18 protein-coding genes are annotated in these 15,409 nt (G+C 59.7%); 15 read left to right on the top strand and 3 right to left on the bottom strand.

All coding sequences use genetic code 11. The annotated features are described in order from the left end of the window. Window positions 1-1,575 (bottom strand): signal recognition particle-docking protein FtsY, encoded by a 1,575-nt coding sequence (ftsY, locus tag NWP14_RS17035; RefSeq protein ID WP_375215712.1) that lies wholly within the window; start codon window positions 1,573-1,575, stop codon window positions 1-3. 192 nt (window positions 1,576-1,767) lie between these two features. On the opposite strand from ftsY, the gene rsmD reads away from it, so the two are divergent. Together rsmD and NWP14_RS17025 are read left to right on the top strand one after the other, a co-directional pair. Next, window positions 1,768-2,364: a 16S rRNA (guanine(966)-N(2))-methyltransferase gene (gene rsmD / locus NWP14_RS17030; RefSeq protein ID WP_095102929.1), complete on the top strand. Its 597-nt coding sequence runs from the start codon at window positions 1,768-1,770 to the stop codon at window positions 2,362-2,364. Further along, entirely contained in the window at window positions 2,354-2,632 is a 279-nt protein-coding gene (locus NWP14_RS17025; protein WP_095102927.1) for a DUF1145 family protein, read from the top strand. Before rsmD ends, NWP14_RS17025 begins: the two co-directional genes overlap by 11 nt. An 11-nt stretch (window positions 2,633-2,643) precedes the next feature. Here NWP14_RS17025 and NWP14_RS17020 read toward each other — a convergent pair whose 3' ends face one another. Beyond that, window positions 2,644-2,994 carry a DUF2500 domain-containing protein gene (locus tag NWP14_RS17020; RefSeq protein WP_331835183.1) on the bottom strand — a complete coding sequence of 117 codons (351 nt, stop codon included), beginning with the start codon at window positions 2,992-2,994 and terminating at the stop codon, window positions 2,644-2,646. A gap of 191 nt (window positions 2,995-3,185) precedes the next feature. Between NWP14_RS17020 and NWP14_RS17015 the strand changes: the two genes are divergently transcribed. Both NWP14_RS17015 and zntA read left to right on the top strand, forming a co-directional pair. Continuing rightward, a complete protein-coding gene (locus tag NWP14_RS17015) occupies window positions 3,186-3,812 on the top strand; it encodes a lysoplasmalogenase (RefSeq protein WP_095102922.1) in 627 nt (208 codons plus the stop codon). 78 nt (window positions 3,813-3,890) lie between these two features. Then, complete coding sequence (zntA, locus tag NWP14_RS17010) at window positions 3,891-6,083, top strand: Zn(II)/Cd(II)/Pb(II) translocating P-type ATPase ZntA (protein WP_375215711.1); 2,193 nt, start codon at window positions 3,891-3,893, stop codon at window positions 6,081-6,083. A 39-nt stretch (window positions 6,084-6,122) separates the two neighbouring features. Here the strand turns inward: zntA and tusA are convergent, their stop codons facing one another. After that, on the bottom strand, window positions 6,123-6,368 hold the full coding sequence (gene tusA, locus NWP14_RS17005; protein ID WP_095102993.1) for a sulfurtransferase TusA: 246 nt from the start codon (window positions 6,366-6,368) through the stop codon (window positions 6,123-6,125). A 233-nt stretch (window positions 6,369-6,601) separates the two neighbouring features. Between tusA and NWP14_RS17000 the strand changes: the two genes are divergently transcribed. The 11 genes from NWP14_RS17000 (at window position 6,602) to NWP14_RS16950 (ending at window position 15,408) form a co-directional block, all read left to right on the top strand. Next, entirely contained in the window at window positions 6,602-7,267 is a 666-nt protein-coding gene (locus tag NWP14_RS17000) for a 7-cyano-7-deazaguanine/7-aminomethyl-7-deazaguanine transporter (protein WP_095102918.1), read from the top strand. A 73-nt stretch (window positions 7,268-7,340) separates the two neighbouring features. Continuing rightward, entirely contained in the window at window positions 7,341-7,898 is a 558-nt protein-coding gene (locus NWP14_RS16995; protein WP_375215710.1) for a DcrB family lipoprotein, read from the top strand. A 668-nt stretch (window positions 7,899-8,566) separates the two neighbouring features. Continuing rightward, entirely contained in the window at window positions 8,567-8,956 is a 390-nt protein-coding gene (locus tag NWP14_RS16990; protein ID WP_095102912.1) for a lipoprotein, read from the top strand. A gap of 455 nt (window positions 8,957-9,411) precedes the next feature. Then, the gene (locus NWP14_RS16985; RefSeq protein ID WP_095102910.1) at window positions 9,412-10,134 is read left to right on the top strand and encodes a beta-ketoacyl synthase chain length factor; all 723 of its coding nucleotides are present in this window, start codon (window positions 9,412-9,414) and stop codon (window positions 10,132-10,134) included. Further along, the gene (locus NWP14_RS16980) at window positions 10,131-10,946 is read left to right on the top strand and encodes a lysophospholipid acyltransferase family protein (RefSeq protein WP_375215709.1); all 816 of its coding nucleotides are present in this window, start codon (window positions 10,131-10,133) and stop codon (window positions 10,944-10,946) included. Before NWP14_RS16985 ends, NWP14_RS16980 begins: the two co-directional genes overlap by 4 nt. After that, the gene (locus tag NWP14_RS16975) at window positions 10,927-11,184 is read left to right on the top strand and encodes a phosphopantetheine-binding protein (RefSeq protein ID WP_095102906.1); all 258 of its coding nucleotides are present in this window, start codon (window positions 10,927-10,929) and stop codon (window positions 11,182-11,184) included. The genes NWP14_RS16980 and NWP14_RS16975 overlap by 20 nt, the downstream gene beginning before the upstream one ends. 10 nt (window positions 11,185-11,194) lie before the next feature. Next, complete coding sequence (locus NWP14_RS16970) at window positions 11,195-11,446, top strand: acyl carrier protein (RefSeq protein WP_045853985.1); 252 nt, start codon at window positions 11,195-11,197, stop codon at window positions 11,444-11,446. A 5-nt stretch (window positions 11,447-11,451) separates the two neighbouring features. After that, a complete protein-coding gene (locus NWP14_RS16965; RefSeq protein WP_095102904.1) occupies window positions 11,452-12,033 on the top strand; it encodes a hypothetical protein in 582 nt (193 codons plus the stop codon). Further along, window positions 12,030-13,379, top strand: coding sequence for an AMP-binding protein (locus NWP14_RS16960; RefSeq protein WP_375215708.1), 1,350 nt, complete (start codon window positions 12,030-12,032; stop codon window positions 13,377-13,379). Before NWP14_RS16965 ends, NWP14_RS16960 begins: the two co-directional genes overlap by 4 nt. Next, window positions 13,376-13,729 carry a 3-hydroxyacyl-ACP dehydratase FabZ family protein gene (locus tag NWP14_RS16955; RefSeq protein ID WP_095102901.1) on the top strand — a complete coding sequence of 118 codons (354 nt, stop codon included), beginning with the start codon at window positions 13,376-13,378 and terminating at the stop codon, window positions 13,727-13,729. The genes NWP14_RS16960 and NWP14_RS16955 overlap by 4 nt, the downstream gene beginning before the upstream one ends. Beyond that, the gene (locus NWP14_RS16950) at window positions 13,720-15,408 is read left to right on the top strand and encodes a glycosyltransferase (RefSeq protein WP_375215707.1); all 1,689 of its coding nucleotides are present in this window, start codon (window positions 13,720-13,722) and stop codon (window positions 15,406-15,408) included. Before NWP14_RS16955 ends, NWP14_RS16950 begins: the two co-directional genes overlap by 10 nt. Window position 15,409 lies beyond the last annotated feature (1 nt).

Raw genomic sequence — 15,409 nt, 5'->3', positions numbered from 1 at the left:
TTAATCCTCTCGGGCAAAAAGTGCCTCAATAAAGTCGCCCGCATTAAACGGACGCAGATCCTCAATACGTTCACCGACGCCAATATAGCGAATCGGAATACCGAACTGGTCAGCGACCGAGAAGATAACCCCACCTTTCGCGGTACCGTCCAGCTTCGTCAGCGTGATGCCGGTCAGGCCAACGGCCTCATGGAACAGTTTGGCCTGGCTAATCGCGTTCTGCCCGGTGCTGGCATCAATTGTCAGCATCACTTCATGCGGGGCATCTTCGTCCAGCTTCTTCATCACGCGGACGATTTTCTTCAGCTCTTCCATCAGGTGCGATTTATTCTGCAGACGGCCCGCCGTATCGGCAATCAGGACGTCAACGTTGCGCGCCTTGGCGGCCTGAATGGCGTCGAAAATAACCGAAGCCGAGTCCGCGCCGGTATGCTGCGCAATCACCGGGATATTATTACGCTGACCCCAGACCTGCAGCTGCTCTACCGCGGCGGCGCGGAAGGTATCCCCCGCGGCCAGCATGACCGACTTGCCCTGCTGCTCAAACTGACGCGCCAGCTTGCCGATGGTCGTGGTTTTACCCACCCCGTTGACGCCAACCATCAGAATAACAAACGGCGTTTTCCCTTCAACGTTCAGCGGCTCGTCAACTTTAGCCAGAATATCGCCCATCTCTTCTTTCAGCAGGCCATACAGCGCTTCGGCATCGCGGAGCTGCTTACGGCTGGCGCCTTCGGTAAGGTGGGTAATAATCTTACGGGTCGTTTCCACGCCAACGTCGGCGATCAGCAGCTGCTCTTCCAGCTCTTCGAAGAGATCATCATCTATTTTTTTGCCGCGGAACAGACTGATAAATCCGGAACCGAGGTTCTGTTTGGTTTTAACCAGGCTGCGCTTGAGTCGGGCGAAGAAACCTTCTTTCGTCGGCTTCTCCTGCTCGATTTGGGCGGCTTCCTGCGGCTCGCTCTGCTCCTCAGCTTCTGCCGCCAGCGCCTGGGCTTCCAGCTCGTCGTCCGACAGCGCAGGCTCATCCTCAATCAGCGCCTCTTCAACGACGGCAGCCTGCGGCTGGGCGACAACCTCTTCCGGCAGCTGTTCAACAAGCGCTTCGGCAACCGCCGGCTGGGCAATAACGTCTTCCACCAGCGGCTCTTCCACCGCCGTTTCTTCGACGGCGGCTTGCGCAGCTTCCGGCTCTACGACAGCCGGCTCGGCGGCAAGTTCTTCTTCCGCTTCGCCAACGGCCGGCGCATCGTCTGTCGCGGCGACCGGCGGAGCAATCTCTTCAACGGCGGATTCTGCCGCCGCCACCGGATGCGGCAGCTCGCTTTCGACAACCTGTTCGGTGACCTCAACGACGTCAGCGGCAAAGGCCTCCGCGTCCTCTTTCTCTGCCGCCGGGGCGCGCTCCGCCTCGGCTTCAGGCGCAACAACGGCCTCAGCCGGCGCTGCGGGAGCCTGTTCCGCAGCTTCCTGCAGCCCTTCTACTTTTTGCTCAACTTCTGTTTCCTGCGCCTGCTCTTTTTGTCCAAAGCCCAGCCAGGAAAAGAAGCCACGTTTTTTCTCTTTCGCCATTTGCGACTACACTCCTCGCTGATTATTCATGGCACAGCTTCGGCATATCTGTCGCGGAAGCTGAAAAATAATGAAATTAGTCAGATAGTCTATCACTTAACTTAACGCGCATCACCGCCCCCGGATTAAGGTTTCGTCATCCGCCTTCGATCGCTAGAATAGCAGGCTGGAAGTTAAGACTTGAGCAGAGAGATGAAGAAACCAAACCACGCAGGCAGCGGCCAGATCCGCATTATCGGCGGACAGTGGCGGGGCCGAAAATTACCGGTGCCGGAGAGCCCGGGCCTGCGCCCGACCACCGACCGGGTTCGTGAAACCCTTTTTAACTGGCTGGCGCCGTCTATGGTCGATGCGCGCTGCCTTGACTGCTTTGCCGGCAGCGGCGCGCTGGGGCTGGAGGCGCTATCCCGCTACGCGGGCAGCACCACGCTGCTGGAGATGGAGCGCGGCGTTGCCCAACAGCTGCAGAAAAACCTGGCGACCCTGAAAGCCAGCAACGGCACGGTGGTCAACGCCAATACCCTGACCTGGCTTAATCAGCCCGGCACGCCGCACCAGATAGCGTTCGTCGACCCGCCGTTCCGCAAAGGGTTGCTGGAAGAGACGCTGCGGCTGCTGGAGAGTAACGGCTGGCTCGCCGACGAAGCGCTGATCTACGTCGAGAGTGAAGTCGAAAATGGGCTACCGCCGGTACCGGCAGGCTGGCACCTGTATCGTGAGAAAGTGGCCGGACAGGTCGCCTACCGCCTCTATCAACGAGAGGCACAAGGAGAGAAGAATGCTGATTAATCTAGGCCGGGTACTGATGCTATGCGTATGGGCGTTTTTGCTCTTAAACCTGTTTCAGCCTTTCCCTAAGCCGCTGAATATTTTCGTTAACGTCGCGCTTATCTTTATGATCCTGATGCACGGCCTGCAGCTGACGCTGCTGAAAGCCACTCAGCCCAAAGATGCGCCGCCGCTGGGCCGCTTCGAGCAGGTGCGCATTTTTATCTTCGGCGTGTTCGAGCTGGTCGCCTGGCAGAAAAAGCTCAAGGCTACGCTGCGTAAGAAGTGATGGCGGCAGGCTCAGGGATTTGGCGTAAACGCGACAAACCTTGAGCCTTTGTAGCTCAGCATGCCCCTGTCGCCGACGCTAAGCGCATGATACTGCGCCTCTTCAAGACGAAAGCTGACGTCGAGCCCGCCGGTTTCCGGCCTGAAGCTGGCCTCATAGCGCATTTCGCTGCCGGCCGGAGCGACGGTTTGCTGGCGCGAACGGCGATCGTTAACCACCTTTTCCCGTTTGTTACTCACCACCACCTGCCTTTGCAGCAGCGGCGCGGCGTCGTTGTCCCTGCTTTCCCGTCGCTGCTGCGCGTAGCGAACCGATGCCGCTATCACAATGATGGCCACGACAATAATAAAAAACAGCGGGATCTTGCTCATTCATCTTACCCATAAGAATTCTCATGAATAAGCATACCGCGCCTTGATTAACATTGTCATCTGCCCGCCCGAGCCACTACACTGAGTTTTAGTACCGTCAGTACAACTACTTATACCCTATGCATTTCGGGTTACGGCTTGAAAGGCGGCGGGTATAGCGATAACAGATACAGGGACTCACTATGCTTTGGTCGTTTATTGCTGTCTGTTTTTCCGCATGGCTTTACGTCGATGCGTCCTACCGTGGACCAACCTGGCAACGTTGGTTGTTTAAACCCGTCACGCTGATTCTGCTGCTGCTCCTTGCCTGGCAGGCGCCCATGTTCAACGCCATCAGCTATCTGGTGCTGGCCGGCCTGTGCGCCTCGCTGCTCGGCGACGCGCTGACGCTGCTGCCGCGCCAGCGGGTGATGTACGCCGTCGGCGCATTTTTCCTTTCGCATCTGCTCTATACCATCTGGTTCGCCAGCCAGATGACGCTGTCATTTTTCTGGCCGCTGCCGCTGGTGCTGCTGGTCGTTGGCGCGCTGCTGCTGGCGGTTATCTGGAGCCGGCTGGAAGAGATGCGTCTGCCGGTCTTCACCTTTATCGGCATGACGCTGGTAATGGTCTGGCTGGCGGGCGAACTGTGGTTCGTGCGCCCGACCGATACCGCGCTCTCCGGCTTTATCGGCGCCGCCTTCCTGCTGCTGGGTAATATTGTCTGGCTGGTCAGCCACTATCGCCGCCGCTTCCGCGCCGATAACGCGATTGCCGCCGCATTCTACTTCGCCGGGCACTTCCTGATCGTTCGCGCGCTGTACCTCTAATTTAGCGCTTGACTCTGGAGTCGACTCCAAAGTGTATCCTCTGGGCAATGAGAAAATTATCATTACCCGGAGGGTGTCATGTCGACTCCAGAAGCTCAGGATAAAAAAGTCCCACAGTTCTCGTCATTCAAATTAAAGCCCGCTGCCGCACAGCCTGACGGCTGCTGTACGGACTCCTCCTGCGCGGCGCAAACCCGCGAAGAACCCATGGAAACCGCGCGCTACAGCTGGCTGGTCGACGGCATGGACTGCGCCGCCTGCGCCCGGAAGGTGGAGAATGCCGTACGCCAGGTGCCGGGCGTCAGCCAGGTGCAGGTGCTGTTTGCCACGGAAAAGCTGCTGGTGAACGCCGGGAGCGATATCCGCCCGCAGGTGGAAAGCGCGGTACGCGCGGCGGGCTATACGCTGCGAGATGAGAATACTCCGCAGCGGGAAACCTCCTGGCTGCGGGATAATCTGCCGCTGATAACCCTGGTGCTGATGATGGCCCTGAGCTGGGGGCTGGAGCAGTTTAATCACCCCTTCGGCGAGCTGGCCTTCGCTGCCACCACCCTCGTTGGCCTATGGCCGGTCGCGCGCCAGGCGCTGCGGCTGATCAAAAGCGGCAGCTGGTTCGCCATTGAAACGCTAATGAGCGTCGCGGCCATCGGGGCGCTGTTTATCGGCGCAACCGCCGAAGCCGCAATGGTGCTGCTGCTGTTCCTGATCGGCGAACGCCTTGAAGGCTGGGCCGCCAGCCGCGCTCGCCAGGGCGTCAGCGCGCTTATGGCCCTGAAGCCCGATACCGCCATACGGGTCCGCGACGGCGTGCGGGAAACCGTCGCCCAGCGCGACCTGCGCCCCGGCGATCTGATTGAGGTCGCCGCCGGCGGGCGCCTGCCCGCCGATGGTCGGCTGATGACGCCGTTTGCCAGCTTCGATGAAAGCGCGTTAACCGGCGAATCCGTCCCGGTGGAACGCAGCTCCGGCGAACGCGTGGCGGCAGGCGCAACCAGCGTCGATCGTCTGGTGCAGCTGACGGTTATCTCTGAACCCGGCGACAGCGCTATCGATCGTATCCTGAAGCTGATTGAAGAAGCCGAAGAACGCCGGGCGCCCATTGAACGCTTTATCGATCGCTTTAGCCGTATTTATACCCCGGCCATTATGCTCGTCGCCCTGCTGGTGGCCATCGTACCGCCGCTGTTTTTTGCCAGCGCCTGGCTACCGTGGATCTACAAAGGGCTGACGCTGCTGCTGATCGGCTGCCCGTGCGCGCTGGTCATTTCAACCCCGGCGGCAATCACCTCCGGGCTGGCGGTCGCGGCCCGTCGCGGCGCGTTGATTAAAGGCGGCGCCGCGCTTGAACAGCTCGGGCAGGTTCGCCAGGTCGCCTTTGATAAAACCGGCACCCTGACCGTCGGCCAGCCGCGCGTAAGCGCGGCGATTGTCACCGCCGACATCGATGAGAACGGCCTGCTGGCGCTGGCCGCCGCGGTGGAGCAAGGCTCCAGCCATCCGCTGGCCCAGGCCATTGTCCGCGAAGCGGAGCAGCGAGGGCTGAGCATCCCGGCCGCCAGCGCCCAGCGCGCGCTGGCCGGTTCCGGTATAGAAGCTGAAGTTGCCGGCCGCCGGGTGTTAATTTGCGCGGCGGGTAATGGGGCGGCGGCCGAGTACGAAGAGCAGATCCAGCGGCTGGAGAGCGCCGGCCAAACGGTGGTGCTGGTGCTACGTGAGGATATCCTGCTCGGCATTCTGGCGCTGCGCGATACCCTGCGCGACGACGCCCGCCAGGCGGTGGAAGATCTGCATCAGCTCGGCGTGCAGGGGGTGATCCTGACCGGCGATAACCCGCGCGCGGCGGCGGCCATCGCCAACGAGCTGGGGCTGACGTTCCGCGCCGGGCTGCTGCCTGCAGATAAGGTCACGGCGGTGATGGCGCTCAACGCCGAAGCGCCGCTGGCGATGGTCGGCGACGGCATCAACGACGCGCCGGCCATGAAGGCGGCCACCATCGGTATTGCGATGGGCAGCGGCACCGACGTGGCGCTGGAGACCGCCGATGCGGCGTTAACCCATAACCGCTTAACCGGCCTGGCGCAGATGATTTCGCTGGCTCGCGCCACCCATGCCAACATCCGGCAGAACATTGCGATTGCGCTGGGTCTGAAGGGGATTTTCCTGATAACCACGCTGCTCGGCCTGACCGGACTGTGGCTGGCGGTGCTGGCGGATACCGGAGCCACGGTGCTGGTCACCGCCAACGCCCTGCGGCTGTTACGCCAGAAGTAGCGGACACGCTCCCCGGCGGCGCTGCGCTTAGCGGGGAGCTCAGTGGTTTTTGCGAATCAAATAGCGGTACGGCAGCGCGCTAATTTCCTGGGCAACCAGCTCATGTTCCATAAAGCGGCAAAAGCCGGGAATATCGCGGGTTGTCGCCGGATCGTCGGCGATAATCAGCAGCGTCTCGCCAACCGGCATCGTACGCACGGCTTTGCGCACCATCATTACCGGCTCCGGGCAACGCAGCCCCTGCGCATCCAAAGTGTGGTCAGGAGTGGAAAAAAGTTCGCTCATTTTCATCTCACGTTAACAAAACGGCCCTAGTTTACCGCCACCCGCACGCGACGCAAGCCAGGTTAACGTTTGCGCGAAAAACAACCGTTGCATTACGCCCCCAACGCAGTATCATGCAGCCGTTTTTAATTGGGTTCCCTCACCCCAAATTTCAGTCCCTCACTCATTCGTGTTGTAGACAAGCGGCGACGCCTCTGCAGCCTGAAGGATAACGGGCATAAAAAGGTCACAATATGAATCCCTTTACTACCGTACAGCGTAAAAAAGCGCTGGTCTGGCTATCGCTATTCCATTTGCTGGTGATCACCTCCAGTAACTATCTGGTGCAGCTACCGATCTCCATTTTTGGTTTCCATACCACCTGGGGCGCGTTCAGCTTTCCGTTTATTTTCCTCGCCACCGATCTGACGGTACGCATTTTTGGCGCACCGCTGGCGCGACGCATCATCCTCGCGGTGATGGTCCCGGCGCTGCTGATCTCCTACGGCGTCTCCGCTCTGTTTTATATGGGCGAATGGCAGGGCTTTGCCGCACTCGCCCACTTCAACCTGTTCGTGGCGCGTATCGCTGTCGCCAGCTTTATGGCCTATGCGCTGGGGCAGATCCTCGACGTCCACGTCTTTAACCGCCTGCGGCAAAATCGCCGCTGGTGGCTGGCGCCAACCGCCTCCACGCTGTTTGGCAACGTCAGCGATACGCTGGCCTTTTTCTTTATCGCCTTCTGGCGTAGCCCGGACCCCTTTATGGCGGCCCACTGGGGAGAAATCGCCATCGTCGACTACTGTTTCAAGGTGCTGATTAGCATCGTATTCTTCCTGCCGATGTACGGCATGTTGTTGAATATGCTGCTGAAAAAAATGGCAGATAAATCTGATTTGTCAGCATTGCAGCCAGGTTAAGAGTACTCGCAGACTGATGTGATAAGATAAGCGAATGAGCCGTTAATGGCCGTTTATCGAAAGGAAGATGTCAATGCGCAATTTGGTTAAATATGTCGGTATTGGCCTGCTGGTTATGGGCCTTGCGGCCTGTGATAACAGCGATTCAAAAGCGCCAACCGAAGGGGCTGCGGCTGAAAGCAACGCCAGCGGACAAACCGTGAGCCTGCTGGACGGCAAGCTGAGCTTCTCCCTGCCTGCAGGGATGACCGACCAGAGCGGTAAGCTGGGCACTCAGGCCAACAACATGCACGTCTATTCTGATGTAACAGGTCAGAAAGCGGTGATCGTGATTGTGGGTGACAGCACCAATGAAGATTTAGCCGTACTGGCTCAGCGCCTGGAAGAGCAGCAGCGCAGCCGCGATCCGCAGCTGCAGGTCGTGACCAATAAATCCGTTGAGATCAAAGGCCACACGCTGCAGCAGCTGGACAGCATCATCTCCGCCAAAGGACAGACCGCCTGGTCTTCGGTGCTTCTCGGCAAGGTGGATGATAAATTGCTGACCCTGCAGATCACTCTGCCGGCAGACAACCAGCAGCAGGCGCAAACTGCGGCGGAAAACATCATCAATACCCTGTCCATTCAGTAATTCGCGGTCAGACGTTATGGCCTCCGGTGTCGCCACCGGAGGCCATTTTTTTGCCGCCAGCCCGGCGGCAGAGCGATGTCAGCCGCCGGCAAAATTAAACGTCGCTATCGGGACAATCCGCAGCCTGAAGCGGAATCCGTTAAGCGCCGGTCCAGGCATTAAGGTTCAGCAGGTTTCCCCCACTCGGTTTTTGCCCGTTACCACGTCGTCATTTGAAAAACAGCTACCAGAACAGAATATTGATTTACGCTTTTCACAGCATAACCGGGTAAATAAAGCTAAATTTCCGCTGCGCCCTGAGCCCGGGGAAATAATCCCCCATTATATAGCCGGGTAATAATTTGCTTATTATTAAATGGCGGGAATGATATGACTGAATAAGCCGACTGCTTAATTCCATGCTGAAGAATAGCGATGATTGTATAATTTTTGTGAATTTTAGGCTAGCAAAGTAAATTTTAACCATCTGAAATCCATCATCATTACTCATTGTTGCTGGTGACCTCGCGATCTATGCTTTATGATGAACCCCCTTCTCGCCTGACGTCAAAACGGAAAACGCGCGAGATATTTACCTGAGACATAATTCCGGCCCGGTGAGACTGATATTAATTATTCTTAGCATTGGGCATCTCATCATATAACTCATAATTCGACAGGAAGCGTTCATGAAAAAGGTTGTTAAGTGGTTGGCGGCTATTGCCGTTATCGGGACATTGGCAGGCTGCGCCCGCACGGCGCCCATCGAACAAATTCAGACTACGGTCAGCGCAGGCCATACCGATGCCCAGGTAAAAAACGCTATTCTCAGAGCCGGCGTACAGCGTCAGTGGATAATGTCGGAAACGGCGCCGGGTATTATCAAAGCCCGCCAGCAGGCGCGCGATCACGTCGCTGAAGTACAAATTAACTATTCCGCGACCGGTTATTCTATTCATTACCTCAGCAGCCTCAACCTGATGGCCTCCGGTGGTCAAATCCATAAAAACTATAACCGCTGGGTACATAATTTGGATAAAGACATCCAGGTTAATTTGGCCGCGGGAAGCGTACAGTAACAGCCCGCTCTCCGGCGCGATATGATTAGGGGCAGGTCGTTTTCTTACCCCCAAAGAGGAATATAGCGCCCGGAGCTATATCGGCATCATCCCGCTAACGCCAGCCGGCGATCGCCGGAAAGCGCGCGGGATATGCCGAACCGCCATTTGATTCGGCATTATCCTATGTATTCGCGAGTCGCCCTGTATGATATGTGGTGGGCGCTGAGAAAAATGCGCCTCAGACCGCGGCCAGAATGATGAAAATATTCGGGTCATGCTCTTAGATTTGCCACAATAAATTGCACTGATGCGCGAAAATATTGAAAATACGCGAAATCGATCGGCAAATAATGCGGACAGCGGCGCCCGATAACCTGACGTCGGTCATACTGTATTGGCAGGTCAGCAGAAAAATAACAAGGTGGCGTTAAAAAACGCTACCGGAATCACCGATTTACCGCGGACTCGCGTTGATGAAATTTGCACTAAACATAATTGACTGGCAGGGCAGAGCCCCAGGACTTAGCGAAACGGCGCAGTGGCAGCAGTGGTCACGGCTTTCGCACGCCATCGATCCGGCGGCGCCTCAGGCAAAGCTAAGCGAATTACCGATGATGACCGCCAGACGACTCAGCTCCGGCAGCCGGCTTGCCGTTGAGTGCGGACTGGCGATGCTGCGCCGCCATCCCATCGATGCCGTGCTGTACACCAGCCGTCATGGTGAGCTTGAACGCAACTACCGCATCCTGCACGCGCTGGCGACGGAACAGGCGCTCTCCCCTACCGACTTCGCGCTGTCTGTCCATAATTCCGCGGTCGGCAACCTGACCATCGCCGCCGAAAAGCCGATCGTCTCCTCTTCACTTTCCGCCGGGCGGGATACCTTCCAGCAGGGGCTGTGCGAGGCGATCTGTCTGCTGCAGGCGGGCTATCAGCGCGTGCTGATGGTTGATTTCGACGGCCACCTCCCGGAGTTTTATCACCCGTATCTTCCCCCCGCGATGCCCACCTGGCCCTATGCGCTCGCGCTGGTTATCGAAGCGGGCGAAGAGTGGCGCTGCTCGACGCGGCGCGCGGCGCGGAGCGAAGAGGCGGAGCTGCCGCAAAGCCTGCAGTTTTTACGCCACTACCTGCAGGATACCCCAACCTTTACCCTGCCCGGCGAGCGCCTGCAGTGGCAGTGGAGCCGCTCATGAACGGCATTCTGTCACGCATAAATCGCGCCTGGCGCGGGCTCATGACCGGCGTCTGCTTCGCGCTGTTTGGCCTTGGCGGGCTGTTGCTGTCCGTGGTCTGGTTTAACCTGCTGCTGCTGGTGATCAGAGATAAATCCCGCCGCCGTCGCCTGGCGCGGCGCAGCATTGCGGCCAGCTTCCGCCTCTTCTTAACGGTGGTCAAAGCCGTCGGCGTGCTGGATTACCGAATCGTGGGCGACGACATCCTGCGCCAGGAGCGCGGATGCCTGGTGGTGGCGAACCATCCTAGCCTGATCGACTACGTGATGCTGGCTTCAATCATGCCCGAGACCGACTGCCTGGTAAAAAGCGCCTTACTGAAAAACCCGTTCGTCAGCGGCGTGATCCGCGCGGCGGACTACTTAATTAACGATCAGGCCGATGCGCTACTGCCCGCCAGCCGGCAGCGCCTGCAGCAGGGCGATACCATTTTAATTTTCCCTGAGGGAACCCGCACCCTGCCGGGCGAACCCATGATCCTTCAGCGCGGCGCGGCCAATATTGCCGTGCGCTGTGCCAGCGATTTACGCGTAGTGGTCATTCGCTGCAGCGAACATATGCTGGGCAAAAACAGTAAATGGTACGATGCGCCGGCGACCCGGCCCCTGTTTACCATCGAGGTAGGCGAGCGGGTGCGGATCGCCCAGTTTTACGACGAAAACTCACAAGAACCGTCGCTGGCAGCAAGACAGCTAAATCGGCATATTTTGCTTCAATTACAATCAGGTACTACGCCTACTTCAGGAATTAATGATGCAAGCGCTCTATCTTGAACTGAAAAATCTCATCATCAACACGTTGAATCTGGAAGAGCTGTCGGCTGACGACATCGACACCGACGCGGCGCTCTTTGGCGACGGCCTGGGCCTGGATTCCATTGACGCCCTGGAGCTCGGGCTGGCGGTGAAAAACCGTTACGGCGTGGTGCTTTCCGCCGAAAGCGACGAGATGCGCCAGCACTTCTTCTCCGTCGCGACCCTGGCCGCGTTCATCCACGCTCAACGTACCTGAGGCACGACCTATGACTGAATCACATGATATTTATGCCGAAGTCTCGGCGCTTCTGGTTAAGCTGTTTGAAATCGACCCGCAGGAGATCCGCCCGGAAGCGCGCCTGTACGAAGACCTCGAGCTGGACAGCATTGATGCCGTCGATATGATCGTCCATCTGCAAAAGAAGACCAGCAAGAAAATAAAGCCGGAAGAGTTTAAAGCCGTGCGTACCGTACAGGACGTGGTTGATGCGGTTGAACGCTTGTCCCGAGAAGCCTGACCCGCATGTCGGGAGCCCCTTCATCTAAGGGCATACAGCTGCTAACGAGCCTGCTCCTGCTGGCCTGGCCGTTTTTAATCTGGCTGGGCCTCGCGCGCAACAGCCTGCACTGGCTGCTTCCCTTGATGGCGCTGATTCTGCTGTTACGCTTTCGCCAGACCCGGCGACAGGCGGGACCGCTGGGCGCCGTCACCCGGCTGGTGGCGCTGGCGGGTATCGCCCTTTGCACCGCCAGCTACCTGCTGAAAACGCACCAGCTGCTGCTGTTTTACCCGCTGGTGGTCAACGGCGTGATGCTCGCCGTTTTCGGCGGCTCGCTGTGGTCAGCGATGCCGGTTGTTGAACGGCTGGCGCGCCTGCGCGATCCGCGGCTTTCCGCGGCAGGCGTACGCTATACCCGCCGGGTGACGCAAATCTGGTGCGGCCTCTTTATTCTTAACGGCGGCATGGCGCTCTTTACCGCGCTGTATGGCGATATGGCGCTCTGGACGGCGTGGAACGGCATGATTGCCTATCTGCTGATCGGCACGCTGATGGCCGCAGAGTGGCTGGTGCGCCGGCGGATGATAAAGCGAGAATCGTCATGATACCGCCTCTCTCTTTGGCGCGCTGGCTGGACGCGCCGCGCCCGTCGGACACGCCGATCGCCTGGCTGGATGAGCAGACCTGGACCCTGGGCCATTTGCGCTATGACGTGGCGCAATGGGTCGAGCAACTCCAGCGGCATGACGCCGAGCGCTGGGCGCTGTGCTTTGAAGACAGCTATCTGTTTCTCGTTGCGCTACTGGCCACGCTGCACGCGCATAAAATTCCGGTGATTCCGGGACATAGCCGCGGCTCGCTGCTGAATGAACAGCGGGCGCTGTTTGACGGAGTCCTCAGCGACGGGCCCCTCGGCTGGCACGGACCCTCGCTGGTCATCGGCAGCGCGGGGCGCGCGATGGCGGAGCCCGGCGCGTTGCAAAGCATCGCCGGTGACGCCTGCGTAGAGCTGTTTACCTCAGGCTCAACCGGGAAGCCAAAGCGGGTTATCAAACCGATCGCCCATCTTGACCGCGAAGCCGAACTGCTGGCCTCGCGCTTCGCTACCCGCCTTGAAGGCTGCCGCATCGTGGCCTCGGTCGTGCCTCAGCACCTCTACGGGCTCACCTTTCGCATCTTTCTGCCGATGGCCCTCGGCCTGCCGCTCCATGCGTCCATGCTCTACTACGCGGAGCAGCTCAGCGCCCTGGGCCATCAATACCGCTATGCGTTTATCAGCAGTCCGGCGTTTTTGAAACGTCTCGATCCCCATCTGACGCCGCCGCCGGTAGAGATGATCCTCTCCGCCGGCGGCCAGCTTCCCGCCGAGGATGTCGCCCGCGCGGCGGCCTGGCTGAAGGTCTGGACGGATGAAATATACGGCAGCACCGAAACCGGCGTGATCGCCTGGCGCTCGCGCCGCCAGGAAGAGGCGGCCTGGCAGCCCTTTGCCGGCATCAGGCTCCTGCAGCAGGGGGCGTCTTTCCGCCTGTTTTCACCGCTTATCGCCGATGAAGACGGGCTGTTAATCGACGATACCCTGGAATTTACCGCCAACGGCCAGTTTCGCCTGACCGGGCGACGGGGGCGGGTGGTCAAAATCGAAGAGAAGCGGATTTCGCTCAGCGAAATAGAGCTCAGGCTCCTGAACCTGCCGGGGATCAGCGACGCGGTGGCTCTGCCGGTCACCCGCGGCGATCGCCAGGGGATTGGCGCGCTGCTGGTACTGGATGCGCAGACCCGTCAGCGCTGGCGGCACGAGGGCAAAACCCTTGAGCGGCAGTGGCGACAGGCGCTGCGCCCGACGCTGGAACCGGTGGCGATCCCCCGCTACTGGCGCGTTATTGACGACATCCCGGTCAACAGTATGAACAAGCGTGTCTATGCGCAACTACAGGAATTTTTTTCATGATACCCCATGAAATAGAGCGCCATCAGGCACAGCCGCAGCAGGTAGAGATCGTCCTGCACCTCGACCCTAACCTCTTCTGGTTCGGCGGGCATTTTGCCGTACAGCCGCTGCTGCCCGGCGTCGCGCAGCTGGACTGGGCGATGCACTACGCCACCACGCTGCTGGCTCCGGGCTGGCGCTTTCACAGCATTCAGAACGTGAAATTCCAGGCTCCGCTGCTGCCGGAGGCCACCGTCACGCTGGCCCTGAGCTGGCAGGAAGCGCGTCAGATACTGACCTTTAGCTATCAGCGCCACGACGGCGACGCGCGCCATACCGCCAGCAGCGGGAAAATTCGCCTATGTCGCTAACCTTCCGCCCCTGCGTGGTGATCCCCTGCTACAACCACGGGGCGATGATGGCGCGCGTGCTGACCCGGCTGCAGCCGTTCAGCCTGCCCTGCATTGTGGTGGACGACGGCAGCAGCGAGGAGACGCGCCGGCAGCTGAGCGAGCTGGCGGCGCGGGAGCCGAACCTCACGCTGATCCGGCTGGCCGAAAACGCCGGCAAGGGCGTCGCGGTGATCCGCGGGCTGCAGGCCGCCGCCGAAGCCGGCTATAGCCACGCCGTGCAGGTCGACGCCGACGGCCAGCACGCCATCGAAGATATTCCGCAGCTGCTCGACCTCGCCCGCAGCCATCCGGCGGCGCTGATTTCCGGCCAGCCGATTTACGACGACTCCATCCCCCGCTCGCGCCTGTACGGACGCTGGATAACGCACGTCTGGGTGTGGATCGAAACCCTGTCGCTGCAGTTGAAAGACAGCATGTGCGGGTTTCGCGTTTACCCGATAGCGCCGACGCTGCGCCTGGCGCAGCGCGTCGCCCTCGGTCAGCGCATGGATTTTGATACCGAAGTGATGGTCCGCCTCTACTGGCAGGGCAACCCCAGCTATTTTGTGCCGACGCGCGTCACCTATCCGCCGGACGGGCTGTCTCATTTTGATGCCTTCAAGGATAACTGTCGCATCTCCTGGATGCATACGCGCCTGTTCCTCGGCATGCTGCCGCGTATCCCTTCCCTGCTGCTGCGCCGCTCCCCCGTACACTGGGCGCGGCAGGAGGAGGTCAAAGGGCTGTGGGGCATGCGCCTGATGCTGCTGGTCTGGCGCCTGCTGGGGCGCAAGGCGTTTTCGCTGCTGCTCTATCCGGTGGTCGCCGTCTACTGGCTCAGCGCGCACCGCGCCCGCCGGGCCTCACGGGAGTGGCTCTCCCGCGTGCGGGCGCAGCTTATCGCCCGGCAGCAGCCGCTGCCTGCGCTGAACAGCTATCGCCACTTTCTGCGCTTTGGCCATGCGATGCTCGATAAAATCGCCGGCTGGCGCGGCGAACTCCGCTTCGATCGCGATGTGGTTTTTGCGCCGGGAGCGCAGGAAACGCTGCACCGCAGCGCCCCCACCGGCAAGCTGCTGCTGGCATCGCATCTTGGCGACGTCGAAGCCTGCCGGGCGCTGGCGCAGCTCCAGGGAACAAAAACCATCAATGCGCTGGTGTTTAGCGAGAACGCGCGCCGCTTTAAGCAAATCATGCAGGAGATGGCGCCGCAGGCCGGGCTGAACCTGATACCGGTAACCGATATCGGCCCGGATACCGCCATCCTGCTGAAAGAGAAGCTGGAGCGCGGTGAATGGATTGCGATTGTCGGCGACCGCATTGCGGTGACGCCCCAGCGCGGCGGTACATGGCGCGTCTGCTGGAGCGAGTTTATGGGCCAGCCCGCGCCGTTCCCGCAGGGACCGTTTATTCTGGCATCCGTTCTGCGCTGCCCGGTGCAGCTCATTTTCGCCCTCCGCCAGCAGGACAAGCTGCATATTCACTGTGAACCGTTCGCCGATCCGCTGATCCTGCCGCGCGCCGGGCGCGAGGAGGCCATACAAAGCGCGGTCGATCGCTACGCCAGCCGCCTTGAGCACTACGCGCTGCGCTCGCCGCTGGACTGGTTTAATTTTTTCGATTTCTGGCAACTGCCAGACGCCAAAGAGAAGGAGTAAA

It is taken from the genome of Klebsiella sp. C349492, from assembly GCF_042055345.1.
GTDB classification, from domain to species: Bacteria; Pseudomonadota; Gammaproteobacteria; order Enterobacterales; family Enterobacteriaceae; genus Klebsiella; species Klebsiella scottii.
This window is presented reverse-complemented; position numbering and strand designations above follow the sequence as displayed.

What these genes read in the sequence shown, in the direction of transcription:
- rsmD (WP_095102929.1), top strand. Translation starts at nt 1,768, where the DNA reads ATGAAGAAACCAAACCACGCAGGCAGCGGCCAGATCCGCATTATCGGC.
- NWP14_RS16965 (WP_095102904.1), top strand. Translation starts at nt 11,452, where the DNA reads ATGTCGGGAGCCCCTTCATCTAAGGGCATACAGCTGCTAACGAGCCTG.
- NWP14_RS17015 (WP_095102922.1), top strand. Translation starts at nt 3,186, where the DNA reads ATGCTTTGGTCGTTTATTGCTGTCTGTTTTTCCGCATGGCTTTACGTC.
- tusA (WP_095102993.1), bottom strand. Translation starts at nt 6,368, where the DNA reads ATGAGCGAACTTTTTTCCACTCCTGACCACACTTTGGATGCGCAGGGG.
- NWP14_RS16975 (WP_095102906.1), top strand. Translation starts at nt 10,927, where the DNA reads ATGCAAGCGCTCTATCTTGAACTGAAAAATCTCATCATCAACACGTTG.
- NWP14_RS16980 (WP_375215709.1), top strand. Translation starts at nt 10,131, where the DNA reads ATGAACGGCATTCTGTCACGCATAAATCGCGCCTGGCGCGGGCTCATG.
- NWP14_RS16960 (WP_375215708.1), top strand. Translation starts at nt 12,030, where the DNA reads ATGATACCGCCTCTCTCTTTGGCGCGCTGGCTGGACGCGCCGCGCCCG.
- NWP14_RS16985 (WP_095102910.1), top strand. Translation starts at nt 9,412, where the DNA reads ATGAAATTTGCACTAAACATAATTGACTGGCAGGGCAGAGCCCCAGGA.
- NWP14_RS16990 (WP_095102912.1), top strand. Translation starts at nt 8,567, where the DNA reads ATGAAAAAGGTTGTTAAGTGGTTGGCGGCTATTGCCGTTATCGGGACA.
- NWP14_RS17025 (WP_095102927.1), top strand. Translation starts at nt 2,354, where the DNA reads ATGCTGATTAATCTAGGCCGGGTACTGATGCTATGCGTATGGGCGTTT.
- NWP14_RS16995 (WP_375215710.1), top strand. Translation starts at nt 7,341, where the DNA reads ATGCGCAATTTGGTTAAATATGTCGGTATTGGCCTGCTGGTTATGGGC.
- NWP14_RS16950 (WP_375215707.1), top strand. Translation starts at nt 13,720, where the DNA reads ATGTCGCTAACCTTCCGCCCCTGCGTGGTGATCCCCTGCTACAACCAC.
- NWP14_RS16970 (WP_045853985.1), top strand. Translation starts at nt 11,195, where the DNA reads ATGACTGAATCACATGATATTTATGCCGAAGTCTCGGCGCTTCTGGTT.
- NWP14_RS16955 (WP_095102901.1), top strand. Translation starts at nt 13,376, where the DNA reads ATGATACCCCATGAAATAGAGCGCCATCAGGCACAGCCGCAGCAGGTA.
- zntA (WP_375215711.1), top strand. Translation starts at nt 3,891, where the DNA reads ATGTCGACTCCAGAAGCTCAGGATAAAAAAGTCCCACAGTTCTCGTCA.
- ftsY (WP_375215712.1), bottom strand. Translation starts at nt 1,575, where the DNA reads ATGGCGAAAGAGAAAAAACGTGGCTTCTTTTCCTGGCTGGGCTTTGGA.
- NWP14_RS17000 (WP_095102918.1), top strand. Translation starts at nt 6,602, where the DNA reads ATGAATCCCTTTACTACCGTACAGCGTAAAAAAGCGCTGGTCTGGCTA.